This window comes from Pseudomonas sp. P2S-1 (genome assembly GCF_057197725.1).
Window position 1 is genome coordinate 2,273,522 of the sequence record NZ_CM170068.1, and the last position, 25,661, is coordinate 2,299,182.

Annotated in this window: 23 protein-coding genes; 15 read left to right on the forward strand and 8 right to left on the reverse strand. The window is 64.8% G+C overall.

The features are described 5' to 3' along the window. The first annotated feature begins 16 nt into the window (after nt 1–16). From AC2CQI_RS10015 to AC2CQI_RS10025, 3 genes are all read left to right on the forward strand, one after another. Nucleotides 17–676, forward strand: coding sequence for an HAD family hydrolase (locus tag AC2CQI_RS10015; RefSeq protein ID WP_484580046.1), 660 nt, complete (start codon nt 17–19; stop codon nt 674–676). Between the two features lie 180 nt (nt 677–856). Next, nucleotides 857–1,261: a MerR family transcriptional regulator gene (locus AC2CQI_RS10020; protein WP_075803265.1), complete on the forward strand. Its 405-nt coding sequence runs from the start codon at nt 857–859 to the stop codon at nt 1,259–1,261. A 22-nt stretch (nt 1,262–1,283) separates the two neighbouring features. Further along, nucleotides 1,284–2,183, forward strand: a complete 900-nt coding sequence (locus AC2CQI_RS10025) for a hydroxymethylglutaryl-CoA lyase (RefSeq protein ID WP_484580047.1) — start codon at nt 1,284–1,286, stop codon at nt 2,181–2,183. A 549-nt stretch (nt 2,184–2,732) separates the two neighbouring features. On the opposite strand, the gene AC2CQI_RS10030 is transcribed toward AC2CQI_RS10025, so the two are convergent. Further along, nucleotides 2,733–3,281 (reverse strand): MgtC/SapB family protein, encoded by a 549-nt coding sequence (locus tag AC2CQI_RS10030; protein WP_075803267.1) that lies wholly within the window; start codon nt 3,279–3,281, stop codon nt 2,733–2,735. A 142-nt stretch (nt 3,282–3,423) separates the two neighbouring features. Here AC2CQI_RS10030 and AC2CQI_RS10035 point away from each other — a divergent pair, with 142 nt between their 5' ends. The 4 genes from AC2CQI_RS10035 to AC2CQI_RS10050 all read left to right on the forward strand — a co-directional run bounded on the left by AC2CQI_RS10035 (nt 3,424) and on the right by AC2CQI_RS10050 (nt 8,766). Continuing rightward, nucleotides 3,424–3,663, forward strand: coding sequence for a DUF3203 family protein (locus AC2CQI_RS10035; RefSeq protein WP_484580048.1), 240 nt, complete (start codon nt 3,424–3,426; stop codon nt 3,661–3,663). A 121-nt stretch (nt 3,664–3,784) separates the two neighbouring features. Then, nucleotides 3,785–5,194 (forward strand): cytochrome c oxidase accessory protein CcoG, encoded by a 1,410-nt coding sequence (ccoG, locus tag AC2CQI_RS10040; RefSeq protein WP_484580049.1) that lies wholly within the window; start codon nt 3,785–3,787, stop codon nt 5,192–5,194. Between the two features lie 39 nt (nt 5,195–5,233). Further along, nucleotides 5,234–6,643 (forward strand): GntR family transcriptional regulator MpaR, encoded by a 1,410-nt coding sequence (gene mapR / locus AC2CQI_RS10045; protein ID WP_075803270.1) that lies wholly within the window; start codon nt 5,234–5,236, stop codon nt 6,641–6,643. A 56-nt stretch (nt 6,644–6,699) separates the two neighbouring features. Further along, entirely contained in the window at nt 6,700–8,766 is a 2,067-nt protein-coding gene (locus AC2CQI_RS10050; RefSeq protein WP_484580050.1) for a PAS domain-containing protein, read from the forward strand. Between the two features lie 338 nt (nt 8,767–9,104). Here the strand turns inward: AC2CQI_RS10050 and AC2CQI_RS10055 are convergent, their stop codons facing one another. Continuing rightward, nucleotides 9,105–9,851 carry an SDR family oxidoreductase gene (locus tag AC2CQI_RS10055; protein ID WP_484580051.1) on the reverse strand — a complete coding sequence of 249 codons (747 nt, stop codon included), beginning with the start codon at nt 9,849–9,851 and terminating at the stop codon, nt 9,105–9,107. A gap of 167 nt (nt 9,852–10,018) precedes the next feature. On the opposite strand from AC2CQI_RS10055, the gene AC2CQI_RS10060 reads away from it, so the two are divergent. The 7 genes from AC2CQI_RS10060 to AC2CQI_RS10090 all read left to right on the forward strand — a co-directional run bounded on the left by AC2CQI_RS10060 (nt 10,019) and on the right by AC2CQI_RS10090 (nt 17,924). Continuing rightward, on the forward strand, nt 10,019–11,752 hold the full coding sequence (locus tag AC2CQI_RS10060) for a copper resistance system multicopper oxidase (protein WP_484580052.1): 1,734 nt from the start codon (nt 10,019–10,021) through the stop codon (nt 11,750–11,752). Continuing rightward, on the forward strand, nt 11,745–12,593 hold the full coding sequence (locus AC2CQI_RS10065) for a copper resistance protein B (protein ID WP_484580053.1): 849 nt from the start codon (nt 11,745–11,747) through the stop codon (nt 12,591–12,593). Before AC2CQI_RS10060 ends, AC2CQI_RS10065 begins: the two co-directional genes overlap by 8 nt. Before the next feature lie 153 nt (nt 12,594–12,746). Beyond that, on the forward strand, nt 12,747–13,175 hold the full coding sequence (locus AC2CQI_RS10070) for a DUF411 domain-containing protein (protein ID WP_484580054.1): 429 nt from the start codon (nt 12,747–12,749) through the stop codon (nt 13,173–13,175). A gap of 144 nt (nt 13,176–13,319) precedes the next feature. Continuing rightward, nucleotides 13,320–15,107: a monovalent cation:proton antiporter-2 (CPA2) family protein gene (locus AC2CQI_RS10075; RefSeq protein WP_484580055.1), complete on the forward strand. Its 1,788-nt coding sequence runs from the start codon at nt 13,320–13,322 to the stop codon at nt 15,105–15,107. Between the two features lie 155 nt (nt 15,108–15,262). Then, a complete protein-coding gene (locus AC2CQI_RS10080) occupies nt 15,263–16,174 on the forward strand; it encodes a LysR substrate-binding domain-containing protein (RefSeq protein WP_484580056.1) in 912 nt (303 codons plus the stop codon). 69 nt (nt 16,175–16,243) lie between these two features. Continuing rightward, nucleotides 16,244–17,497 carry an OprD family porin gene (locus AC2CQI_RS10085; protein WP_484580057.1) on the forward strand — a complete coding sequence of 418 codons (1,254 nt, stop codon included), beginning with the start codon at nt 16,244–16,246 and terminating at the stop codon, nt 17,495–17,497. An 82-nt stretch (nt 17,498–17,579) separates the two neighbouring features. Continuing rightward, nucleotides 17,580–17,924 (forward strand): helix-turn-helix domain-containing protein, encoded by a 345-nt coding sequence (locus tag AC2CQI_RS10090; RefSeq protein WP_484580058.1) that lies wholly within the window; start codon nt 17,580–17,582, stop codon nt 17,922–17,924. Between the two features lie 64 nt (nt 17,925–17,988). On the opposite strand, the gene AC2CQI_RS10095 is transcribed toward AC2CQI_RS10090, so the two are convergent. Together AC2CQI_RS10095 and AC2CQI_RS10100 are read right to left on the reverse strand one after the other, a co-directional pair. Next, complete coding sequence (locus AC2CQI_RS10095; protein WP_484580059.1) at nt 17,989–18,807, reverse strand: alpha/beta fold hydrolase; 819 nt, start codon at nt 18,805–18,807, stop codon at nt 17,989–17,991. A 58-nt stretch (nt 18,808–18,865) separates the two neighbouring features. Continuing rightward, nucleotides 18,866–19,435, reverse strand: a complete 570-nt coding sequence (locus tag AC2CQI_RS10100) for an antibiotic biosynthesis monooxygenase (protein ID WP_484580060.1) — start codon at nt 19,433–19,435, stop codon at nt 18,866–18,868. A gap of 202 nt (nt 19,436–19,637) precedes the next feature. On the opposite strand from AC2CQI_RS10100, the gene AC2CQI_RS10105 reads away from it, so the two are divergent. Beyond that, entirely contained in the window at nt 19,638–20,072 is a 435-nt protein-coding gene (locus tag AC2CQI_RS10105; RefSeq protein ID WP_484580061.1) for a YqaA family protein, read from the forward strand. A 153-nt stretch (nt 20,073–20,225) separates the two neighbouring features. On the opposite strand, the gene zapE is transcribed toward AC2CQI_RS10105, so the two are convergent. From zapE to AC2CQI_RS10125, 4 genes are all read right to left on the reverse strand, one after another. Beyond that, nucleotides 20,226–21,329 (reverse strand): cell division protein ZapE, encoded by a 1,104-nt coding sequence (zapE, locus tag AC2CQI_RS10110; RefSeq protein ID WP_484580062.1) that lies wholly within the window; start codon nt 21,327–21,329, stop codon nt 20,226–20,228. Between the two features lie 165 nt (nt 21,330–21,494). Further along, the gene (locus tag AC2CQI_RS10115; protein WP_484580063.1) at nt 21,495–22,643 is read right to left on the reverse strand and encodes a PQQ-dependent sugar dehydrogenase; all 1,149 of its coding nucleotides are present in this window, start codon (nt 22,641–22,643) and stop codon (nt 21,495–21,497) included. Nucleotides 22,644–22,667: 24 nt separating this feature from the next. After that, the gene (locus AC2CQI_RS10120; protein ID WP_075803284.1) at nt 22,668–22,949 is read right to left on the reverse strand and encodes a hypothetical protein; all 282 of its coding nucleotides are present in this window, start codon (nt 22,947–22,949) and stop codon (nt 22,668–22,670) included. A gap of 156 nt (nt 22,950–23,105) precedes the next feature. Then, nucleotides 23,106–25,547 carry a TonB-dependent receptor gene (locus tag AC2CQI_RS10125; protein ID WP_484580064.1) on the reverse strand — a complete coding sequence of 814 codons (2,442 nt, stop codon included), beginning with the start codon at nt 25,545–25,547 and terminating at the stop codon, nt 23,106–23,108. Between the last annotated feature and the right edge of the window lie 114 nt (nt 25,548–25,661).

A 25,661-nucleotide genomic window follows, 5' to 3' on the forward strand; every position in this document is an offset into this window, starting at 1 on the left:
TTTACGGATATGCACCATGCTCGACGCCCTGCTCTTCGACCTCGACGGCACCCTGGCCGATACCGACAAACTTCATCTTGTAGCCATGCAGCAACTGCTGCACGAGGACGGCCGCACCCTGACCGAGGCGGAATTCGAGGCGCATATCAGCGGGCGGGCCAATGCCGACCTGTGCCGTTACCTGTTTCCGGACCGGCCGCTGAGCGAGCACCGGGACTTTGCCGACCGCAAGGAAGCGCGGTTTCGCGAGCTGTCGCCGACATTGCAGCCGACGCCGGGGCTGGTCCGTTTGATGGAGTACGCCGAGGCCCGTGGCATCGGCATGGCGGTGGTGACCAATGCACCGCGAGCCAATGCCGAACACATGCTCAAGGCGCTGGGCCTGGCCGGGCGTTTCGAGCATGTGCTGGTGGCCGAGGAGCTGCCGAAGGCCAAACCGGATCCGCTGCCCTACCTCATCGGGTTGCAGCGCTTGAATGCGCAGGCCGGGCGGGCGCTGGCGTTCGAGGACTCGGTGCCGGGGGTGAAGGCGGCCAGCGGTGCGGGGATCTTTACCGTGGGGTTGTCGACGAGTCAGACGGTGGAGGCGCTGATGGCGGCGGGGGCGCAACTGGTGGTGGCGGATTTCGAGGATGAGCGGTTGTGGGAAGTCATTCGGCGGATGACCGATAAGTAGAGGTTGTCTGGGCCATTTATCGCTGGCAAGCCAGCTCCCACAGGGTTTTGCAGCAACTCGAACCCTGTGGGAGCTGGCTTGCCAGCGATGAGGCCCTGAAGGACACCGCCAATCACCTTGACGTATACGTCAACCTGGCTTTAGGTTAGGCCCCATCGCCTTCACACCCAGAGCCCCGCCATGAGCAGCCAGACCTACAGTATTTCCGACCTGTCCCGCGAGCTGGACATCACCACCCGGGCGATCCGCTTCTACGAGGAACAAGGCCTGCTCAGCCCCGAGCGGCGCGGCCTGGAGCGCATCTACTCGGCCCGCGACAAGGTCAGCCTGAAACTCATCCTGCGCGGCAAGCGCATCGGCTTTTCCCTCGCCGAATGCCGCGAACTGATCGAGCTGTACGACCCCACCGGCGGCAATACCAAGCAGCTCAACAGCATGCTGGCGAAGATCGCCGAGCGCCGCGCCCAGCTGGAACAGCAACTGCTCGACATCCAGCAGATGCAGCTGGAACTGGATACCGCCGAAGAACGCTGCCAGCAAGCCCTGGCCGCAACCCTGAACAAACAGAACAACAACGGCCATTGAGCCCCACCAGGAAGCCCCCGCCATGCCATTGCCCGCCAAAGTGCGTCTGGTCGAAGTCGGTCCCCGCGACGGCCTGCAGAACGAAGCCCAACCCATCAGCGTCGCCGACAAGGTGCGCCTCGTCGATGACCTCACCGATGCCGGCCTGTCCTACGTCGAAGTCGGCAGTTTCGTCTCGCCGAAATGGGTCCCGCAGATGGCCGGTTCGGCCGAGGTGTTCGCCGGTATCCGCCAGCAACCGGGGGTGACCTACGCCGCCCTGGCCCCGAACATGCGCGGCTTCGAGGACGCCCTCGCCGCCCGGGTCAAGGAAGTCGCGGTGTTCGCCGCCGCCTCCGAGGCGTTCTCCCAGCGCAATATCAACTGCTCGATCAGCGAGAGCCTGCAACGCTTCGTGCCGATCATGGACGCGGCGCGCCAGCACGGTGTGCGGGTGCGCGGCTATGTGTCCTGCGTGCTGGGTTGCCCGTACGAGGGCGAAGTGGATGCGGCCCAGGTCGCCGCCGTGGCCCGCGAGCTGTACGAAATGGGCTGCTATGAAGTGTCCCTGGGCGACACCATCGGCACCGGTACCCCGGGCGCTACCCGCCACCTGTTCAACGTGGTCGGCGCCCAGGTCCCACGCCCGCAACTGGCCGGGCATTTCCACGACACCTACGGCCAGGCCCTGGCCAACGTCTACGCCAGCCTGCTGGAAGGCATCAGCGTGTTCGACAGCTCGGTCGCCGGCCTCGGCGGCTGCCCGTATGCCAAGGGCGCCAGCGGCAACGTGGCCAGCGAGGACGTGCTGTACATGCTGCAGGGCCTGGGCATCGACACCGGCATCGACCTGGACAAACTGATCGCCGCCGGCCAGCGCATCAGCGCGGTGCTCGGCCGTGCCACCGGCTCGCGGGTAGCACGTGCGCGTAACGCCTGCTGAGGATGTGGTAACACTGTGCACTTGGTCACAAAGTGTTACCGCCTACCCACGTCCCAGGGAAAAACCGGGTAACACGGAAACAAATCAGCGGATTTTCCCGTGCCAGCTTTTTCACAGAAACCGCCAAACCCTTGATTTCATTGGGTTTTTAAAAGTTGGCACGACACCTGCTATATCTCTGGCACAACAAGAATAAAAAATGCGGCAAACCCAATAAAAACAAGACGTACCGGATCTGACATAACAAGAACAATACGGCAGAGACGAAGCTAACTGATTTTTTTGAAGTGGATGGCTTTTCGGGGGCGTGCCCCGCAACCAGGCAGAGAACAATAAAACTACCTCAAGGTAGCGCCCGTCACGGTTGGATCAATTGATAAAGGTCGATCAGCGCTCAAAAAAATACGTTTGCTCTTGATCCCGGATGGGAATCGCACAAAACAGCACCAAGAGGCAACGGTTGCCAAAAACAACAATAGACCGCCCTCCAATAACAAAAAAAGAGCGCGCAACAATCTTTGAGGGGAGCTTCGGCTCCCCTCAGTGCATTCAGGCCTTGCCACTTTCCTCTTTCTTTCCCTCCTCCTCCTTGCGCTTCCTCTTGTGTTCCTCGTCCTCGAACAGGTCCACCACCCACGGCATGATCGCGAACACCACCAGCGCCAGCAGTGTGCTGAACAGCGCCGTGGCCTCGCGGCCCATGCCGGCCGCCACGCCAATCGCCGCGGTCATCCACAGCCCGGCCGCCGTGGTCAGGCCCTTGACGTGACTGGCGTCCATATCGTGGCCCTTGAGAATGGTCCCGGCGCCGAGAAAGCCGATCCCGGCAACGATACCCTGCACCACCCGGCTCAAGGCCGCATCGTCGGCCCCGGCCATGCGCGGCACGAGGACGAACAGCGCCGCACCGATGGCCACCAGCATATGGGTACGCACCCCGGCGGCCTTGCCCTTCATCTCGCGCTCGAAACCGAGCACCGCGCCCAATAGCGCCGCCATCAACAGGCGAACCGACACCTGGGTCAGCTGTTTCGCATCGGTGATGTCGGCGAATTCCGCCACCAGTGTCACCCACACCTCATGCCACCAGGCGTCCATGGCGTTGTCCTTGTCAGAGCAGTTACCCGATGGACAACACCCGCTTCGACAAAGTGCGATTGCGACCGCTGATCGGTTCAAGGCCGCAAGCGCCACGGCACGACGGTCACAGCCTCATAAGCCACCGCATGAGGAACACGCCATGCCCATCCGCATCGATGAAACCACCCAACGCTGCACCCTGATCGGCGACGACCTGGATATCGAAGGCGACGCCACCGAGGTGCAGGTGCTGACCGACGAAGACCTGCGCATGTCGGTCGCCGAGCTGGCCGGCAAGCGCGTGCCGATCACCGAAGCCGAGGCCGACGCCCTCACCGTGGCCGGTGCGGTGGATGGTCGCAGGCATCTTAAGAGCAGCGCTCCGGGCTCGATAATCTAGGGCCTGCAGGCGATACACGGGAAATCTGATACGGTTTTTATCGGGATACCTGAATCTGTTCTGCAAACAGATCACTCGCCATAGTTCATGGGCCTGATCGAGGCCTGATGAGCGACGAACCATGAGCGAACCTATCCCCGTCAAGATCGTTGAAATTGCCGAGCCGTCTCACAAGAAGAAGGCCGCCAGCAGCGACAGACAGATCTTCACCCGCAGCTTCACCGGTCTGTACCGCAACCTGCGCCTGAGTGGCGCAGGTTTTCTCTTCCTGCTGTTCTTCGCCACCGCCTGGCTCAACTGGGGCGGCCGCCAGGCGGTGCTCTGGGATCTGGCGGAAAGCAAGTTCCACATCTTCGGCGCGACCTTCTGGCCGCAAGACTTCATCCTGCTTTCGGCGCTGCTGATCATCTGCGCCTTCGGTCTGTTCGCCATCACCGTGTTCGCCGGCCGGGTCTGGTGCGGCTACACCTGCCCGCAGAGCACCTGGACCTGGCTGTTCATGTGGTGCGAGAAGGTCACCGAGGGCGACCGCAACCAGCGCATGAAGCTGGACAAGGCCGCCTGGGGCCCGAACAAGCTGGCCCGCCGTGCCCTCAAGCACACCCTGTGGCTGGCCATCAGCGTGCTGACCGGGCTGACCTTCGTCGGCTACTTCACGCCGATCCGGCCCCTGGCCGAAGAGCTGTTCACCCTGCAGGCCGGCGGCGTCAGCCTGTTCTGGATCCTGTTCTTCACCGGCGCCACCTATATCAATGCCGGCTGGATGCGCGAGGCGGTGTGCATGCACATGTGCCCCTACGCCCGCTTCCAGAGCGTGATGTTCGACAAGGACACCCTGGCCGTCGCCTATGACCCACGTCGCGGCGAGAACCGTGGCGCCCGCAAGAAGGAGCAGGACTACAAGGCTGCCGGCCTCGGCGACTGCATCGACTGCACGATGTGCGTGCAGGTCTGCCCCACCGGCATCGATATTCGCAATGGCCTGCAAATGGAGTGCATCGGCTGCGCCGCCTGCATCGACGCCTGCGACAGCATCATGGACAAGATGAACTACCCGCGCGGCCTGATCGGTTACAAGTCCGAGCACACCCTGCAAGGCGGCAAGACCCACTGGCTGCGTCCGCGCCTGCTGGGCTACGTCACCGTGCTGGTGGTGATGATCGGCGCCCTGGCCATCGCCCTCCATGAACGGCCGATGCTGTCCATGGACGTGATCAAGGACCGAGGCCTGTTCCGCGAGAACGCCCAGGGCCAGATCGAGAACATCTACATCCTCAAGGTGATCAACAAGACCCAGGCGCCACAGAGCTACCAATTGCGCCTGCTCGATGCCGACGGCTTCGAGCTGCACGGCAAGACCCGCTTCACCCTCGCCGCCAGCGAGATGGCGGAATTGCCGGTCTCGGTGGCGATGCTCGGTGAGCGCGCCGCCAGCAGCTCCCAGGAGCTGGACTTCGAACTGGTCGACAGCGACGAGCCGGACATCCGCGCCGTGGCCCGCAGCCGCTTCGTTGCCCCGCTGAACCGCTGATCCCCTACACTGCGTGCACTTCGAACCAGCAGAGCCATGATGAAACGCTACGAGAAATTCGCCGACGACATTGCCGAACTGATCTACACCGGGGTCCTCGGCCCCGGCCAGCGGGTGCCGTCGGTGCGCTATGCGAGCCAGACCCATGGGGTCAGTCCGTCCACGGTGTTCCAGGCTTACTACCTGCTGGAGCGCCGCGGCCTGATCCGCGCGCGGCCGCGCTCGGGGTATTTCGTCAACGCCCATGCGCCAAAGCCGTTCAGCGAGCCACGGATCGGCGAGCCGGCCGGCGAGTCCACCGAGGTGGATGTCAGCGAGCTGGTGTTCTCCATCCTCGAGTCGATCAAGGACCCGCACACCGTGCCCTTCGGCTCGGCCTTCCCCAGCCCGACCCTGTTCCCCCTGCAGCGCCTGGCCCGCTCCCTGGCCAGCGCGACCCGGGACATGGACCCGCGCATGGTGGTCACCGACCTGTCGCCGGGCAACCCGCAACTGCGCCGGCAGATCGCCCTGCGCTACATGGTCGGCGGGCTGATGCTGCCGATGGAGGAGCTGCTGATCACCAACGGCGCCCTGGAGGCGCTGAACCTGTGCCTGCAGGCGGTGACCGAACCGGGCGACCTGGTGGCGATCGAGGCGCCGGCCTTCTATGCCTGCCTGCAGGTGCTGGAGCGTCTCAAGCTCAAGGCCGTGGAGATTCCCGTGCATCCGCGCGAGGGTATCGACCTGGGGGTGCTGGCGCAAACCCTGGAACGTCATCCGGTCAAGGCCGTGTGGTGCATGACCAACTTCCAGAACCCGGTGGGCGCCAGCGTGCCGGAAGCGAAGAAGCAGGCGCTGGTGGAGTTGCTGCGCCAGCACCAGGTGCCGCTGATCGAGGACGATGTCTACGCCGAGCTGTACTACGCCCAGCAGGCGCCAAAGCCGGCCAAGGCCTTCGACACCGAGGGCCTGGTGATGCATTGCAGCTCGTTTTCCAAGAGCCTGGCCCCGGGTTATCGCATCGGCTGGGTGGCGGCCGGGCGTTTCGCCCGCAAGATCGAGCGGCTCAAGCTGATGACCTCGCTGTGTGCCTCGATGCCGGCCCAGGCGGCCATTGCCGACTACCTGCAGCACGGCGGCTACGACCGCCATCTGCGCCGCCTGCGCTATGCCCTGGAGGAACAGAAGAACGCCATGCTCGCCGCCATCGCCCGGCACTTCCCGGCCTCGGTGCGGGTCAGCCATCCATCCGGCGGCTACTTCCTGTGGCTGGAACTGCCGGAAAACATGGACTCCCTGAAGCTGTTCCAGATGGCCCTGGCCCAGGGCATCAGCATCGCCCCAGGGCCGATCTTCTCGCCGACCCAGCGCTTCCGCCATTGCATCCGTTTGAATTACGGCAGCCCCTGGACCGAGCAATCGGAAAAAGCCATGGAAACACTCGGACGGATCGTACGTTCGTTCTAGCCGCCGGACGAGCGTGGGTCTAAAGTGGCGAAATTGGCTTGTTTCCGGATCTTTCCATGCCCGTCAGCGAACTCGATTCATTGCGCCTGCAACTCCAGGTACTCAAGCGGCGCAATGCCGACCTCGAACAGCAACTGGTGCAGCAACGGGCACTGGACGGGGACTTCTACCGCTTCCTGTTCGACACCATGGACGAGGGTTTCTGTGTCATCGAGTTCTTCGATGGCCCGCACGGTCCGCTGAGCGACTATATCCATGTACTGGCCAACGCCGCCTATGCCCGGCATGCGGGGATTCCCGATGTGGTCGGGCAGAAGCTGCGGGAGATGGTGCCCGATGAAGCCGACGACTGGGTCGCCCGCTATGGCGCGGTACTGCGCACCGGCGAGCCGCTGCACTTCGAACAGGAACTGGTGGCCACCGGCCGGGTGCTGTCGGTGACCACCTTCCGCATCGAACCGGCCGAGCGCAGGCAGGTGGCCGTGCTGTTCAAGGACGTGACCGAGCGGCGCGACGCCGAGGTCGCCTTGCAGCAACTCAATGAACAGTTGGAACAACGGGTACTCGACAGCGTGGCCGAGCGCCAGTTGCTGGCCACGCTGGTGGACAACAGCATCGCCTGCGTCCAGGTGGTCGGCCCTGATATGCGCTGGATGGCAATCAACCAGCAGTCGCTCAACGACTTCGACTACCTGTACGGCGAAGTGCCGGGCATCGGCGAGCCGGTCGAGCGGGTCCTGCGCAGCGTCCCGGCCGATTGCGTCCGCGGCCTGGCCCTGTGGCGCCGGGCCTTGGCCGGCGAGGTGTTTATCGAGAACGCCGAGTTCGGTGCCAGCGGGCGCCGCCGCCACTATGAAATGCGCTTCAACGTCCTCCACGACGAGCATGGCGCGGTACGCGGTGCCTACCTGTTCGCCTACGACATCAGTGCCCGGGTCGCGGAACAGCAGCGTCTGCTGCGCGCCGAAGACGCCTTGCGCCAGGCGCAGAAAATGGAAGCGGTGGGCCAGCTCACCGGCGGTATCGCCCATGATTTCAACAACCTGCTCGGCGGCATCCTCGGCGCCCATGAGCTGATGCGCCAGCGCCTGCGCCAACAGCGCCACGCCGAGGTCGACCTGCTGCTGCAGGCCGCCAGCAACTCGGCCCAGCGCGCGGCGTCGCTGGTCCATCGCCTGCTGGCGTTCTCCCGGCAGCAGACCCTGCAGCCCCAGCCCACCCATATCGGCCTGCTGCTACGGGGCATGGAAGACCTGATCCAGCGCAGTGTCGGCCCGGCCATCGAAGTGCGCAGCCGGTTTACCGAGAACCTCTGGACCACCTTCATCGACCCGCCGCAACTGGAAAGCGCCCTGCTCAACCTGTGCATCAATGCCCGGGATGCCCTACCCAATGGCGGTCTGATCGAGATCACCATCGACAATCTCGAACTTGACGAAGAACACGGCCGGCCGCTGGATCTTGCGGCCGGGCCATACCTGCGCCTGAGCGTGGCGGACAACGGCCAGGGCATGCCCGCCGATGTCGCGGCGCGGGCCATCGACCCGTTCTTCACCACCAAGCCGCTGGGCCAGGGCACAGGGCTTGGCTTGTCCATGGCCTACGGCTTTGTCCGCCAGTCCGGCGGGCAGTTGCGCATTGTCACGGCGCCGGGCCAGGGCACACGGATCGAGCTGTATCTGCCGCGCCATGACCGGGCCCCGCTGACGCAGATGCTGCCGGGTGCCGAACAGCGCCTGCCGGCCCGGGGCGAGGAGGCGCGCGTGGTCCTGGTGGAAGATCAGGAAACCCTGCGCATGGTGATCGCCGAAATGCTCGAAGAGTCCGGGCACCGGGTCGATGTCTACGAAAGCGCGGTGCTGGCCTTGCCGGTGCTGAAGAACGGCCCGCCGCCGGACCTGCTGATCAGCGACATCGGCCTGCCGGGCGGGCTCAGCGGCCGGCAACTGGCCGAAGCGGTGCGCCAGGTGCATCCGCACTTGCCGGTGCTGTTCATCACCGGCTATGACGAAAGCGCGGCGATGAGTGACGGGCGCCTGGCACCGGGGATCAGCGTGATGACCAAGCCGTTTCGGCTGGAGGGGTTGATGGAGCGGGTCGAGGCGATGCTCCGGGAGCAATGAGCTGCTGGGTCCTTCAGGGCCTCATCGCTGCATGAGTATCTACACATCTCGGGCTGATGGCCGACGCGGTTCAGGTAGGAGCGTGGCTTGCCCGCGAAGGGCCGCACAGCGGCCCCAAGACCATCCAGCACGAGCTAGTTGGGGAGCGCCTTTATGGATTCAGCGCCTGCTCGACTTCGGTACCCCAGATACTCGGCGTGGCAGGTTTTGGGGCCGCCTTGCGGCCCTTCGCGGGCAAGCCACGCTCCTACAGACCTCGCGTTGACAAGCCATCCGGGCCTGAGCGAGAGATGTGAAAATACCTATGCAGCGATGAGGCCCTGAAGTGCGGCAAACAACTACCGCCCACCCCCGAGATCCAGGAAACTCCCGGTCGAGTAGGACGCCTTGTCCGACAGTAGCCACAGGATCGCCTCGGCCACTTCTTGCGCCTGCCCGCCCCGCCCCATGGGAATCCCCGGCTCCAGCTTGCGCACCCGGTCCGGGTCGCCGCTCAGGGCGTGGAAATCGGTGAAGATGTACCCCGGCCGCACCCCGTTGACCCGCACACCCTCGCCCGCCACTTCCTTGGCCAGCCCCAGGGTGAAGGTGTCCAGCGCGCCCTTGGACGCCGCGTAGTCGACGTATTCATTGGGCGAGCCCAGGCGCGCCGCCACCGACGACACGTTGACGATGGCCCCGCCCTTGCCGCCATTGCGCGTCGACATGCGCATCAGCGCGTGCTTGGCACACAGCATCGGCCCGACCACATTGGTCTTCATCACCTTGAGCAGGCGAAACTCCGACATTTCCTCGACCCGGCTCTGCTGCCCGATGGTCCCGGCATTGTTGACCAGCGCCGTGACCGGCCCCAGTTCGTGATCGACCCGCTGAAACAGGCTGATCACCTCGTCCTCGACGCTGGCATCGGCACGCACGGCGATGGCTTCGGCGCCCAGTTCACGGACCTGGGCCAGCACCCGCTGGGCCGCCTCGTCGTCGGCGTGATAGTTGATGCAGATCCGGTAGCCCTGGCGCGCGGCGAGCAGCGCAGTGGCGGCGCCGATGCCGCGACTGCCTCCGGTGATGATGATGACCTTGTCCATTGCGACTCCTGGTGCAATATGAACCTTGTATCCCCTTGCCCCACCCGGTACGAACCGCTAACGGGGCGGGCTATTTTCTCGCTGACAAATCTGTAATTCAAACCTCAGTTTGCTGTCAGCCGCCGCGGATTATGGTCAGGCATCCCCGTTGATGGACTGACAACCCCATGCCCCACTTTCCTACCCGCCGCACCTTCGTCAAAGGCCTGGCCGCCGCCAGCGCCCTTGGCGGCCTCGGCCTCTGGCGAGCGAACGCCTGGGCCCGCGGAGCGCATGATTTCGTCGAGCTGGACGGCCAGCATTTCGAGCTGTTCATCGGCCAGACCGCCGTGAATATCACCGGCAAGCCGAAGACCGCGCTGACCATCAACAACAGCCTGCCAGGTCCGGTGCTGCGCTGGCGCGAGGGCGATACCGTGACCCTGCGGGTGCGCAATCGCCTGGAGGAAAGCACCTCGCTGCACTGGCACGGGATCATCCTCCCGGCCAACATGGACGGCGTGCCCGGCCTGAGTTTCGCCGGCATCGAGCCCGGCGGCGACTACCTCTACCGCTTCACCCTGGAGCAGCATGGCACCTACTGGTACCACAGCCATTCGGGGCTGCAGGAGCAAGCGGGGGTGTATGGCGCCATCGTCATCGAGCCGAAAACGCCCGAACCCCATGTCTACCAGCGCGACTGCGTGCTGCTGCTCAGCGACTGGAGCGACGAGAAACCCACCGCCCTGCTGGCGCAACTGAAGAAACAGGCCGACTACTACAACCAGCGCCAGCGCACCGTCGGTGACTTTATCGACGACGTGGCCCGCGACGGCTGGTCGGCCACCCTGGCCAACCGCAAGGACTGGGCGCTGATGCACATGACGCCCACCGATATCGCCGATATCAGCGCCGCCACCTACACCTACCTGCTCAACGGACAGCCCCCGGAGGGCAACTTCACCTGCCTGTTCCAGCCCGGCGAAACCCTGCGCCTGCGCCTGATCAACGGCTCGGCCATGACCTATTTCGACTTCCGCATTCCCGGCCTGAAGCTCACCGTGATCGCGGCCGACGGCCAGCCGGTGCAGCCAGTGACGGTAGACGAACTGCGCCTGGCGGTCGCGGAAACCTACGATGTACTGGTCACCGTTGGCGACCAGCCGGCCTACACCCTGTTCGCCCAGAGCATGGACCGCAGCGGCTATGCCCGTGGCAGCCTGGCCCGGGCCCAGGGCCTGAGTGCGCCAGTGCCGGCGCTGGAACCGAAGCCGGTGCTGAGCATGGCCGACATGGGCCATGGCGATATGGCCGGCATGGATCACGGCAGCATGGCCGGCATGGACCACAGCCAGATGAGCGGGATGAACCACGCCATGCCGGGCATGAACATGGGCATGCAGCAGCACCCGGCCTCGGAAACCGGCAACCCGCTGGTGGACATGCAGGCCATGATGCCCAAGGCCAACCTGTCCGATCCCGGCCTGGGCCTGCGCAACAACGGGCGTCGGGTGCTGACCTATGCCGACCTGAACAGCACCTTCGCCGACCCCGACGGTCGCGAACCCTCACGCGAGATCGAGCTGCACCTGACCGGGCACATGGAGCGCTTCGCCTGGTCGTTCGACGGCATCCGCTTCTCCGACGCCGAACCGCTGCGCCTGAAATACGGCGAGCGCCTGCGCATCACCCTGGTCAACGACACCATGATGGCCCACCCCATCCACCTGCACGGCCTGTGGAGCGATCTGGAGGACGAGCAGGGTCGGTTCAAGGTGCGCAAGCACACCCTCGACATGCCACCCGGCAGCCGCCGCAGCTACCGGGTCAGCGCCGATGCCCTGGGCCGCTGGGCCTACCACTGCCACCTGCTCTATCACATGGAGACCGGCATGTTCCGCGAGGTGCGCGTCGATGAATGAACGACTCAACCGGCCGCTGCTTGGCGGCATGACCCTGCTTCTGCTGCTGGGCAGCGAGGAAGTCCGTGCCGCAGCGATGGACCATTCAGGGATGCATCACAGCATGATGAGCCACGGGGCGCCACAATCACCGCGTACCCCGCTGAAACCTGTGACCGACGCCGATCGCCAGGCGGCGTTCCCGCCCCTGCCCGGACACCAGGTGCATGACCGGCAGATCAACTGGGCCGTAACCGTCGAACAGCTGGAGTACCAGCACTTCGAGAACAGCAGCGCGCTGAACTGGAACGCCAATGCCTGGGTCGGTGGCGATATCGACCGGCTGTGGCTGCGCACGGAAGGCGAGCGGGAACAGGGGCGCACGCACAAGGCGGAACTCCAGGCACTGTGGGGCCATGCCTTCAGCCCCTGGTGGGAGGTGGTCGGCGGCGTGCGCCAGGACTTCAAGCCGGGCAGCGGTCAGAGCTGGGCAGCTTTCGGGGTCCAGGGCACGCCGCTGTATGGCATGGAGCTGGAAGCCACGCTCTACGCGGGCGAGCGACAACAGACCGCGCTGCGGGTGGAGGCGTCCTACGCTATCCTGCTGACCCAGCGCTGGCGGCTGGAGCCGACGGTGGAGGCGAATTTCTACGGGCGGGATGATGCCGGTCGTGGACAAGGTTCAGGGCTGGCGGACAGCGAGACCGGGTTGCGTTTGCGCTACGAGATCACCCCGGGGTTTGCGCCTTATGTGGGGGTGAGCTTCAACCGGGTGTATGGCGAGACGGCGGCGATGGCCCGGGATAAGGGTGAGGATATCGGACAGACGCGGTGGGTGGCTGGTATCAGGCTAAGGTTCTAGACCGTATCGCCCCAATCGCTGCGGTGCGGCGGTCCGACAAGCCAGCTCCCACAGGGTTCGGCGGTGATCTCAAGATCAATGGAGAACCTGTGGGAGCTGGCTTGCCAGCGATGAGGCCCTGCCAGACAACACAGAATTCAAAGGAGAAACACCATGCTGAAGAACAACCTGGCAGCCCTCGGCCTGCTGGCCCTGAGCACCCTGGCCCAGGCCGGGCAGACCATTGATGTCTACCGCGATCCCAACTGCGGCTGCTGCAAGGAGTGGATCAGCCACCTGCGCGCCAACGGCTACACGGTCAACGACCATGTCGAGCCGAACATGAGCGCGGTCAAGCAGAAACTCGGCGTCGCCCCGCGCCTGGCCTCGTGCCATACCGGCGTGATCAATGGCCAGTTCATCGAAGGCCACGTCCCCGCCGAACAGATCAGCGTCCTCGGCAAGCGCCCCGACCTCAAAGGCATCGCCGTGCCGGGCATGCCCATGGGCTCGCCCGGCATGGAAATGGGCGACCACAAGGACGCCTACCAGGTCCTCGGCCTGACCAAGGCCGGTACCGATGAGGTGATCGCCGAGTACTGAGTACCTGCCCCGCTCGCCCTATTGTCACCAATAGGGCGACAATCAATCTCGCCCCAGCCGGATTGTCGGAAGCGACTATCCTGAGCAGAATGCCCGGACTTTCACGTTCAAACGCTGCCTCACGCAGTTCATGGAGACCGAGCAATGCCACACGAAGGCAGCCTTCTGCAAACCGCGGTGATCTTCCTCCTCGCCGCCGTCGTTACCGTTCCCCTGGCCAAGCGCCTGCAACTGGGCGCCGTGCTCGGCTACCTGCTGGCCGGCGTGGTGATCGGCCCGCAGGCCCTGGGCCTGGTTCGCGATACCCAGAGCGTCGCGCATATTTCCGAGCTGGGCGTGGTCCTGCTGCTGTTCATCATCGGCCTGGAACTGTCGCCGCGGCGCCTGTGGCTGATGCGCAAGTCGGTGTTCGGCGTCGGCCTGGCCCAGGTCCTGCTGACCGGCGCGGTCATCGGCGCCATTGCCCTGTTCGGCTTTGCCCAGTCGCTGCCGGCGGCCATTGTTCTTGGCCTGGGCCTGGCCCTGTCGTCCACCGCCTTCGGCCTGCAGAGCCTGGCCGAAAGCAAACAGCTCAATGCGCCACACGGACGCCTGGCCTTCGCCATCCTGCTGTTCCAGGACATCGCCGCGATTCCGCTGATCGCCCTGGTGCCGCTGCTGGCCGCCGCCGGCCCCGACACCAGTCATGGCGACAGCCTCAGCCACGGCCTGAAGGTGTTCGGCAGCATCGCCATCGTCATCGTTGGCGGCCGTTACCTGCTGCGCCCGCTGTTCCGCACCGTGGCCCGCACTGGCCTGCCGGAAGTCTCCACTGCCACCGCGCTGCTGGTGGTGATCGGCACCGCCTGGCTGATGGAGCAAGCCGGGATCTCCATGGCCCTCGGCGCCTTCCTCGCCGGCCTGCTGCTGGCGGATTCGGAATACCGGCATGAACTGGAATCGCAGATCGAGCCGTTCAAGGGCCTGCTGCTGGGGCTGTTCTTCATCAGCGTGGGCATGGGCGCCAACCTGCGCCTGCTGCTGGACATGCCGCTGCTGCTGATTGGCCTGACCCTGTTGCTGGTGGCGGTGAAGCTGCCGTTGCTGATGCTGGTCGGGCACTTCGCCGGCGGCCTTAACAAGGTCAGTGCCCTGCGCCTGGGCGTGGTCCTGGCGGCGGGTGGCGAATTTGCCTTCGTGGTGTTCAAGCTGGGTCGCGACCAGGGCCTGTTCGATGCGCAGACCTACGACATGCTGCTGATGACCATCACCCTGTCCATGGCCATCACCCCGCTCCTGCTGCTCGGTTGCGCCCGCCTCGGCAAGCGCCCGCAGGCGGTACGGGAAGTGCCGGAGCAGTACAGCAACATCAGCACCGACGCCCCGCGGGTGGTGATCGTCGGCATGGGCCGGATGGGCCAGATCGTGGCGCGGATCCTGCGGGCGCAGAAGGTGCCGTTCATTGCCCTGGAAACCTCGGTGGATACCATCGAGATGACCCGCATGTTCGAACAGGTGCCGGTGTTCTATGGCGACACCCAGCGTCCCGAGGTGCTGCATGCGGCGAAGGTCGGCGAGGCCGAGTACTTCGTCATCACCACCGACAATGCCGAGGCCACCACGCGCACCGCGCAGCGGGTCAAGCAGATGTACCCGCACCTCAAGGTGCTGGCCCGGGCACGCAACCGCCAGCATGTACATGAACTGGTGGAGGTAGGGGCCGAGCCGATCCGCGAGACCTTCCATTCGAGCCTGGAAATGAGCCGGATGACCCTGGTCGGGCTGGGCTTGAGCGAGGACCAGGCGGCGGACCGGATCCAGCGTTTCACCCGCCACGACGAGGAAGTACTGGCCGCCCAGGGCCGGGTGCGGGATGACAAGGCCAAGGTGATGCAGACGGCCAAGGAGGCGCGTCTGGATCTGGAGCGGTTGTTCGAGGCCGATGCTGATTGATTGACCGTTCGGGCCTCATCGCTGGCAAGCCAGCTCCCACAGGTATCGCGTGCACCGCTGAACCTGTGGGAGCTGGCTTGCCAGCGATGAGGCCCTGAAGATCAACAGGGAAACATGCAGTAGACTCCGAGGCCTTGCCCCCGGAGCTGCCCTTCTTGGAAGACCTCAACGCCCTCTACTACTTCACCCAGGTCGTCGAACACGGCGGTTTCGCCCCGGCCGGCCGGGCGCTGGACATGCCCAAGTCGAAGCTCAGCCGGCGCATCGCCGAGCTGGAAGAGCGCCTCGGCGTGCGTCTTCTGCAGCGCACCAGCCGCCATTGCTCGCTGACCGAGATCGGCCAGGAATACTACCAGCGCTGCCTGGCCATGCGGGTCGAAGCGGAAAGCGCGGCCGAGGTGATCGAGCGCAACCGCAGCGAACCCCGCGGCCTGGTACGCCTGAGCTGCCCGACCACCCTGCTCAATTCCTGGGTCGCGCCGATGCTGACCCGCTACATGCTCAAGTACCCGCTGGTGGAGCTGTTCATCGAAAGCACCAACCGCCGCGTCGACCTGCTCCACGAAGGCTTCGACCTGGCCTTGCGGGTGCGCTTCCCGCCGCTGGAAAACACCGACATGGTGATGAAGGTGCTGAGCAACAGTACCCAGTGCCTGGTGGGGTGCCCTTCTTTCCTCGACGCCCTGCCGAACGACTTCATCCCGCAACAGCTCGGCGAACTGCCCAGCCTGCACTGGGGCAGCGCCCAGCGCGACTACCAGTGGGAACTGTTCCAGGGCGAGGACATGGACCACAGCCTGGTGATCCCGCATACCCCGCGCATAGTCACCGACGACCTGTTCGCCCTGCGCCATTTCCTCGTCGCCGGGGTCGGCATCGCCCACCTGCCGCGAGTGGCGGTGAACGAGGACCTGGCAGCGGGACGCCTGGTGGAACTGCTGCCGGGCTGGCATCCGCGTTGCGGCATCGTCCACGCGATCTTCCCGTCACGCCGCGGGCTGCTGCCGTCGGTACGCTCGCTGCTCGATCATCTGGCCGAGGAGTTCGCCGCGAGCGATATCGCCTAGAGCACATCGATACAAGACGGTTACCCATCACTGGCCCAGAGTTCCGGCTCCCCCGCACCGGAACCTGCCATGAACCGCCTCCCCCGCCACCTCGCCCTGTTCACCACCGTCGCCGCATTCGGCAGCGCCCAGGCCGACGAGACCAGCTGGTCGCTGCTCAGCCGCAATTATTTCCTGCACAGCGACTTCCGCTCGCCGTCCGGCTCGGGCCAGAACTACCGCCAGGAATGGGCACAAGGCTTTATCGGCGAGGTGCGCTCCGGGTTCACCGAAGGGACCGTCGGCATCGGCCTGGATGCCCACGGTTTTCTCGGCCTGAAGCTGGACGGCGGTCGCGGCCATGCCGGCACCGGCCTGCTGCCCCGGGACAGCGACGGCCGCGCCGAATCCGACTATTCCAGTGCCGGCGCGGCGCTGAAACTGCGCGTCGGCAACACCCTGCTGCGCTACGGCGAGATGCAGGTGCAAACCCCGGTATTCGATACCGGCGACAAACGCCTGCACCCGGAATATGCGACGGGCTGGCTCCTGGACAACACCGACCTGCCTGATTGGCGCCTGCAAGCCGGACGCTTCAGCGCCTTCAACAACCAGGACAACAGCTCGACCCGCGACGACTTCGCCGGCTATGGCGCCACTACCCGCGGCCATGCCATCAGCCTCGCGGGCGGGACCTGGGCGCCTGACGGGCCTCTGGGCGCTGCGCTGTTCGCATCGCAGTTGCAGGACACCTGGCGCCAGGCCTACCTCAACCTGAATTACAGGCAGGCGGACTGGTCCCTCGACGGCAACCTCTACTACACCCGCGACACCGGCAACGCCAGTGCCGGGGCCATCGACACCCTGGCCTGGAGCCTGGCCGGCAAGTACCGCTTCGGCGCCCAGGCCCTGACCCTGGCGTACCAGAAGGTGCGGGGCGATACACCCTTCGATTTCGTCGGCGGCGACTCCATCTACCTCGCCAACTCGATCAAGTACGCCGACTTCAACGGACCGGGAGAGCACTCGTGGCAACTGCGCTACGACCTCGACATGAGCAGCCTCGGCGTGCCAGGGCTGAGCCTGATGGGCCGCTATGTCAGCGGACGCGGGATCGATGGCAGCCATGCGCCGGCCGGGGGCGCCTATGTCGGGCAGTACGGGCGTGACGGGCGACACTGGGAACGGGATATCGATATGAAGTACGTAGTGCAAAGTGGTACTGCGCGAAATCTGTCGGTGTCGCTCTCCCATGTCAGCCACCGGGGCAATGCGGCGCAGCCGGGGGACGACATCGACCGGGTCTACCTGATCGTCGAATACCCGTTGAGCGGGCGCTTCTGAGGCGAATTAACAACGATTAACTCGTGTGAAACAGGCAGCCTGAGAAGAATGGCGGCTGTTTTTTTTTCACGGGGGCTTCGTCATGAGCCTGTCGCTACAGGGGCGCCTGAGCCGGTCGCGGGAGCGCCTGGTCAAACGGCTGATCCTCGATCGATTGGCCAGCGGTATCGAGGTGCAGGCGCTGGCCGATGCCTGTTATCTGAGTCGCAGCCACTTTTCCCGGGCGTTCAAGCGCAGTACCGGGGTGGCGCCGCAACTATGGATTCAGCAGCAACGGATTGTCAGGGCCAGGAAGTTGTTGCGCGGGTCGGATTTGAGCCTGAGCCAGATTGCCCTGGAATGCGGGTTTTGCGACCAAGCGCATTTCTGCCGGAGTTTTGCCCGGGCTGTGGGGGATACACCCTTGGGGTGGCGAGCAGGAAGTTGATGGGTTGCCCATGATGGCCTGATCGCTGGCAAGCCAGCGATCAGGCCCGAAAGAACGCAGCCAATCAACGAGACAGGAACGCCAGCAAGTCGTCGTTCAACTGCTGCGCATGCGTCACCGCAAACCCGTGAGGCGCCCCGCTGTACACGGCCAGTTCCGCCCCGCGAATCATCTGCGCCGCCTTCTTTCCGGTGGTTTCGAACGGCACGATCTGGTCGTCGTCACCATGGATCACCAGGGTCGGCACATCGATCTTCGCCATGTCCGGGCGGAAGTCGGTTTCGGAGAACGCCGTCACGCAGTCCAGGGTGCCCTTGAGCGAAGCCAGCAGGGCGATGTTCAGCGTCTGGGCCTGCACGCCTTGCGAGACCTTCTGTCCATGGTTGATGCCATAGAACGGCGCGGCGAAGTCGGCGATGAACTGCGCACGATCCGCACGCAGGCCGTCACGGATACCGTCGAAGACCGACTTGTCGACCCCGTCCGGGTTGTCTGCGGTCTTGATGAACAACGGCGTGACCGCCCCCAGCAGGACCAGCCCGGCGACGCGCTCGCTGCCATGCCGGGCGATGTAGCGGGTCACATCACCGCCCCCCATGGAAAAGCCCACCAGGGTCACGTCATTCAGGTCCAGATGTTCGATCAACTGGGCGATATCGTCGGCGAAGGTGTCGTAGTCATAACCGTTCCACGGCTGGCTGGAACGTCCGAACCCACGGCGGTCGAAGGCGATGGCGCGGTAGCCGCGGCTGGCCAGGAACTCCATCTGCACATCCCACATATCGGCATCCAGCGGCCAGCCATGGCTGAACAGCACGGGCTTGCCGCTGCCCCAGTCCTTGTAATAGATCGCGGTGCCGTCACGGGTAACGAGGGTGCTCATCGAGGTATCTCCTGAAAATGCCTGGGTAGGTTTCTTGAGTGCGTGAAAGTGGATTCGTTCAGCCGCGCAGCCAGCCGGCCGCAAGACGGGTTACCAGCGGCATGATGAAAAATACCACCGGCAGGATGACGAAGAAGTTGCCGATCAGGTTGCCGGTGAGCGGGCCGCCCAGCGCCGGGAAGGCGGCGAACAATGGCGCCAGCAGGGCCGGGACCAGCAGGGTCATGGGGCAGATCACCAGGTAGGTGAGCAGTGCCTGCTTCCAGCGTGGTGGTTGCTTTGCGCCGCCGCTGCTGACCGGGGTGAACCAGAACTCCGGATCATCATGCACCTCGGTGTGGTCGCCGCCGTCGAGCAGGGGCATGACTTCATCGATCATTGCCTGGCGTTCGGCCGAGTTGACCCAGGCCTGCAGCCGGGTCGATTCGCAGAAACGCACCACGGTGGTGAAGTTGCGGCCGCCCTCTTGCGGACGGATCACATTGACGCCCAGGTGCCCGGGCTGGCGGAGCGCAGCCTGCACGGCGCGCTTGAGCCAGGTTTCGTAGGTATCCAGCGCGTCGCTGCGGACGCGGTGCTGGATGACCAGCGTGACCACGTTGCTGTTGTCCTGAGTGGCGGTGTTCATCGAGCAAATCTCCCTGGCGATAAGTGGTAGGTCGCGTTGATGGGAGAAGCTTAAATTCAGCACCTTTATCGGAATAGATGGGCAAATCCGCCTTTAGCGTTCCAAAAACAGAACGATAAATAATCGAACACTTATCGACTGGTCGCAGTAATCGCAGAGAAATATCCTACGCACCCTCCAGAAAAAGGATGTGATCCATACCGTGCTCAGCTACTGGGGTCTGTTTCTTGCCGCCTTTGGCGCCGCCACCCTGCTGCCCCTGCAATCCGAGGCGGTGCTGGTGGGCCTGCTGCTGCACGATCCGCAAGCAGTGGGCATGCTGTTGCTGGTCGCCACCCTGGGCAATGTGCTGGGCTCGATCGTCAACTGGCTGCTGGGCCGGGCCCTGGAGCGCTGGCGCGACAAGCGCTGGTTCCCCTTCTCCGCTGCGCAACTGGACAAGGCGCAGCAGCGTTACCGGCGCTACGGCCAGTGGTCGCTGCTACTGAGCTGGATGCCGGTGATCGGCGACCCGCTGACCCTGATCGCCGGGATCATGCGCGAGCCGTTCTGGCGCTTCGTGTTGCTGGTGACCGTCGCCAAGGGGGCGCGCTATCTGGTGCTGGCGTTGATTACCCTGGGCTGGTTCGGCCGCTAGGCTCTGTACGAAATGCATCCGAACTCGCCCATGCTGCGTTGAAAACAGGCTCGGAATGCTCATTGACAACCAGTCAAGTCGGGCGCGACCCCGGCCGTTCCTCGCCTGTTTTCGCCTTGCCTGGCCTTCGCTCGAATACATTTCGTACAGAGCCTAGAAGCGCTGCAACTGCATCTCCCGCAGACGGCTGAGCGTCCGGCGAAACGGGAACTCCAGGTATCCCTGGGTGTAGAGCGCTTCCAGCGCAACGTCAGCTTCCAGGTAAAGGGCCACGCGCTGGTCGTAGCACTCGTCGACCAGGGCGATGAAGCGCCGGGCGCCGTCGTCCTGGGGCGACAGTTGCGGCAGCTCGCGATCGCCGGCCACCACCCGTTCGGCAGCGTCCTCGGTGCCCCGGGCAATCCTGCCGGGTCGTTGTGCGGCGCCAAGGGCCGGCACGCCGCTGAGCAGGATGGCGTCGAACCCTTCGCACAGGGCCATGAACTCCATGGCCGCCAGGGGCTGCTCGCACAGGTGCGGGTAATCGCACCAGAGCACCTTGTCGCTGCGGCGGATCACCTGGACGGTGCGGTAGCCGACGGGCAAGTCCGCGTCGGTGGCCGCGGCGCCAGCGCTCAGTTCGTCGAAGACCTGCGCCAGGGCGCAAGGCTGGCCGGGTTGCCGCACCCAGTAGCGCTGCTGCTCGGCGCCGGGGTGCAGGCGGTGGTCCTGTTCACCATGCACCGCCACCACCTGCATCGACGCCTCGATGGCGGTAATGGCCGGCAGGAAGCGCTCGCGGTTGAAGCCGTCGGCGTACAGCTCCCGGGGTGGCAGATTGGAAGTGGCGACCACCACCACGCCGGCCTCGAACAGCACCTGGAACAGGCGACCGAGGATGATCGCATCGCCGATATCGTTGACGAACAGTTCATCGAAGCACAGCACACGGATTTCTTCGGCGAGGGAGCGGGCCAGGGCCTGCAACGGGTCGGCGGTGCCATTGAGCTGGAACAGGCGCTGGTGGGTCCAGCGCATGAAATGGTGGAAATGCTGGCGCCGCGAGGGGATGGCCAGGCAGCTGTGGAACTGGTCCATGAGCCAGGTCTTGCCGCGACCGACCGGGCCCCAGAGGTAGACGCCCGTGGCCGGCTCGCCGTTCTGCAGGGCGTCGAAACAGGCCTGCAGGGCTTCGACGGCGGCCTGCTGGGCGGGATCGGGAATGAAGCCCTGTTGTTCGATGGCTTGGCGGTACAGGGCCAGGGGGGTGGCGGACATGCAGACCCTCGGGGAAAAGGGCACAGGGTATATCAGTAAGCCACTAATTGTGTGTGGAATTTGAGGGCCTCATCGCTGGCAAGCCAGCTCCCACAGGGTTGGCGGTGCACGCGGTCACTGTGGGAGCTGGCTTGCCAGCGATGAGGCCCGAAAGGCAGCCGAGAACTACTCGGCCAGCCCCACCTTCAACAACTCCCCATCCTCCTCATCGGTCAGCAGATACAGGAACCCGTCCGGCCCCACCCGCACATCCCGCACCCGGGCATTCAACTGCCCGAGCATCCGTTCTTCATGGACGATCCTGTCGCCATCGAGCTGCAACCTGATCACTTCCTGGGTCGCCAGGGCCCCGATGAACAGGTTGTGATCCCACGGTTTGAAGCGCCCGCCGTCATAGAAGGCCATGCCGCTGATCGCCGGGGATTTTTCCCAGACATGATGCGGCGCCACCGTGCCTTTGACTTCCTTGCCCTTGGCCTCGGGAATCGGCATCAGCGAGTAGTTGATGCCGTGGGTCGCCAGCGGCCAGCCGTAGTTCTTGCCGGGCTTGGGGATGTTGATCTCGTCACCACCGCGCGGACCGTGCTCATGGGTCCACAGCTGGCCGGTCCAGGGGTTGAGCGCCGCGCCCTGCTGGTTGCGGTGGCCGTAGGACCAGATCGCCGGCTGCACGTTCTTCTGCCCGACGAAGGGGTTGTCCTTGGGGATCTCGCCGTCGGGCAGGATGCGCACCACCTTGCCCTGCAACTTGTCGAGGTCCTGGGCGGTGGGCCGTTCGTTGTTCTCGCCGAGGGCGATGAACAGGTAGCCATCGCGGTCGAACACCAGGCGCGAGCCGAAATGGTTGCCGCTGGAGAGTTTCGGCGCCTGGCGGAAGATCACGTTGAAGTCCTCCAGCGCCGACAGGTCGGCGGACAGCCGCCCGCGCCCCACCGCCGTGCCGGCCTTGCCGCCCTCGCCGCCGCCCTCGGCAAAGGACAGGTAGACCAGCCGGTCCTTCTTGAACGTCGGCGACAGCACCACGTCGAGCAGGCCGCCCTGCCCTTTGGCCCAGACTTCCGGTACGCCGTTCAACGGTGCACCGACCCGGCCTTCGGCGCCGATCACCCGCAGGTTGCCCTGGCGCTCGGTGACCAGGATGCCCTGGTTGTCGGGCAGGAAGGCCAGGGCCCAGGGGTGTTTCAAGCCCTCGGCCAGGGTCGCCACCTTGAGCGTGCCCTCCTCGCTGGGAAAGGTTCGTTCAGGCGCGGCCTGGGCGAGCAGTGGCAAGAGAGCGGCAGTACCGACAGCGAGCAGCCAGGATCGTGAGGTCATGCAGGATTCCTTTCTGAAGGGCGATTAAGGCACGCGCTGTGAATCGCGCGGTGGGCGGATGGGTTCCAGGCGCGGCGCCTGCTGTTCGCGGCGCAGGTTGTTGCCGTTGCCGATACCGCGGTTTTCCAGGGTCGGCGTGCGCTGTGGCGGTTGTGTGGACGGGCCGCGCACGGGCGGCGTGGCAGGCACGCTGCCCTGCTGGCTGTTTGGGTTGATATCGCGGATCGGGCTGTTCTGCGGGTTGTTTTCACCCGCCGCCAGCACGGACCCGGCCGCGAAAACGGCAAGGACAGCGGCGAACAGCATCGGCAAGCATCGGCGTGACATGGGGACCTCCCGCGCCTTGGGCATCTGCGAAGATTGGATAGCCTAAGGTGCGAGAGGTTCGCCAAGAAAGCGCCGGAGGCGGCGCAGGTGATTCATTTTGTTACGAGGGAAGCGTTTACCCCCGCTCCTGCGGCCTCAATAGGCCAGCGACCAGCTCAGGGTGTAGGTGCGACCGCGCCCCTGGTAGTCGTACAGGTACGCCGGGCCGTAGGTTGGCGAGTAGAACAGCGTCGCGCGCTGGCCCCAGACGGTGCTGTATTGCTTGTCCAGCAGGTTCTGGATGCCGGCGCTGAAGGTGCCGAAGCCGGTCTCCTGGCTGCCGAGCAGGTCGAAGGTGGTGTAGCCGGAGATCTTGTGGTCGGCATCGTCCTTGAGGGTGAAGGCGTGGTTGGCCTGCAGGCGCGCGTTGCGCCCGTCGCCCTTCCAGCCGACGAAGGCGGTGGACTTGGACAAGGAGGCGTAGCGGGCATCGCGCTTGATCCAGTCGCCGTCGCTGTCTTCCTCCTCGGAGCGCACCAGGTGCAGGGTGCTGCCGGCTTCCCAGCCGCTGTCGAAGCGTCGGGTCAGCGCGCCTTCGAAGCCGAAGTCGCGGCTTTTCTTGTCTTCGACGTTGATGGTCAGGGTCGCCGAGTCGGTGCTGATGACCTTGTCCGACCAGATGTAGTACACCGCCGCCTGGGCGTCCCAGTCCACATCGGCATAGCGCCAGCCCATCTCGACCTGGCGGCTCTTGATCCCGGCCAGCGGGTTGTCATCCACGCTCAGGCCGGCCTTGCCGTAGTACTTGGCCGGGTCCGGCAGGTCGAAGCCTTCGCCGTAGTTGGTCCAGACCTGATGGCCGTTCTTGAAGTCGTAGATGGCGCCAAGGTTGTACAGGTTGACCTGGTAGTCGTTGCTGCCGCCGGGAATGCCCTTGAAGTCGCCGACCTCCACGTCCATCTGCTGGCGCCGGGCGCCGCCGGACAGGGTCAGGTTATCGGTCAGGTGCCAGTCCAGCTGGGCATAGGCAGACACACCGTCGACCCGGTAGCTGGGATACCGCGGCGCCTTGCTCGCGGTTTCCAGTTCGAGGCCGCCGCTGCTGGACGAGGTGCGCGCATCGAAGGTGCTCTGCTCGGCATTGAAGCGCTCGCGGTCGAGATCGACGCCGTAGGTCAGCTTGAGGGTGTCCCATTGCTTGGCGAACAGCGCCTTCAGGCTGGAGACCTCGAAGTTCTGCTGCGAGGCGGCGAAGTACACACCGCGCGATCCCCGCGGCGTGCCGCTGTTGTAGTAGGGAAACGGATAGAAGTTGTCGTCTTCCTTGCGGTACGAGGCCTGCAGGTAGAAGTCCTGGCCGAGCACATCGGCGTGGTGGTAGTTGGCGTTGAGCAGCAGGCGCCGGGTCTGGGGTTCGAGGTCGCTGGACAGGCCACTGCGCAGCTCGGCGTCCTCCAGGTCCGACGGCGCATTGTAGTTCAGGTGCGGAAAGTAGATCCCGGTGCTGCCGTGGTTGCCCGAGTCGTAGTACTGGGCCAGCAGGTCAAGGCTTTGCTCGTCGTTGAACTGCATGCCGAGGCTGCCCAGCACGTCGATGGTGCGGTTGTACTGCAGGTCGGTCTGGGTGTTGTCGATGAAGATCTGCTCGCCGGCACCGTCGTAGAAGGCTTCGTTCTGCTCCGCGGAAACGCCCAGGCGTGCGTTGATCCGCTCGTTGCCACCGCTGACCGACTGGGCGACGCGGGTCGACAGGTCGTCGCTGTTGTTGAAACCGCTGCTGGCACCGACCTGGGTTTCGAAGCGCGCCGCGCCCTCCTCGCCCTTCTTGGTAACGATGTTGATGATCCCGCCGGTGGCACCGCCGCCGTAGATGGCGCTGGCCCCGGAGAGCACTTCGACGCGCTGCACGTTGAACGGCGAGATGCTGTCGAACTGCCGCGACAGGCCGCGGGAGCTGTTCTGGCTGACCCCGTCGATCATCACCAGGACGTTGCGCCCGCGCATGTTCTGGCCGTAATTGGTGCGGCCTTCCGGCGCCAGGTCGAGGCCCGGGACCAGCTTGCCGATGGCTTCCTTGAGGCTCACGCCGCTGCTGATCTGCTCCTTGAGCTGCTCCTGGTCGACCACCCAGACGGTGCCGGGGATCTCGCTGATCGCGGTGCTGGTCCGCGAGGCCACGCTGACCTCGATGGCCTTGAGGGCGATGCTGGCCTGGGGCTCGGCCTTGCGCAGGATCACCGTGCGCACATCGCTGAACTGCCAGCTCATGCCGCTCCCGGCGAGCAGCTGTTGCAGGGCCTGCTCGATGCTGTAGTTGCCGCGCAGGCCGGGGCTGTCGAGGCCGGCGACATCGCTGGTGGTGTACAGCAGGTGCAGGTCGGCCTGGTCGGCGAATTGGGTCAGGGTCTGGTCGAGGCTTTGCGCCGGCAGGTCGAGGCTGACCTGGCGGGCCTGGGAGGCGCTGATCTGCGCAGGAGTAGCGGCTTCGGCGGCATGGGCGGTGAAGGCGCCACAAAGACCGGCGGCTACCGCCGAAGCCAGCAGGGCCTGTTTGAAGGAACGGGTGGAACGTGCTGAGGACGGGGACGGACCTTTCACTGTTTTCTTCCAGACGAATACGTAAATGAGAATGACTTGCTGATCAGTCTCACTACGACGATTCGGCTGTGCAGAACTTGCAGTGATTTTTCGAAAATTTTTTATCGGCAGCTG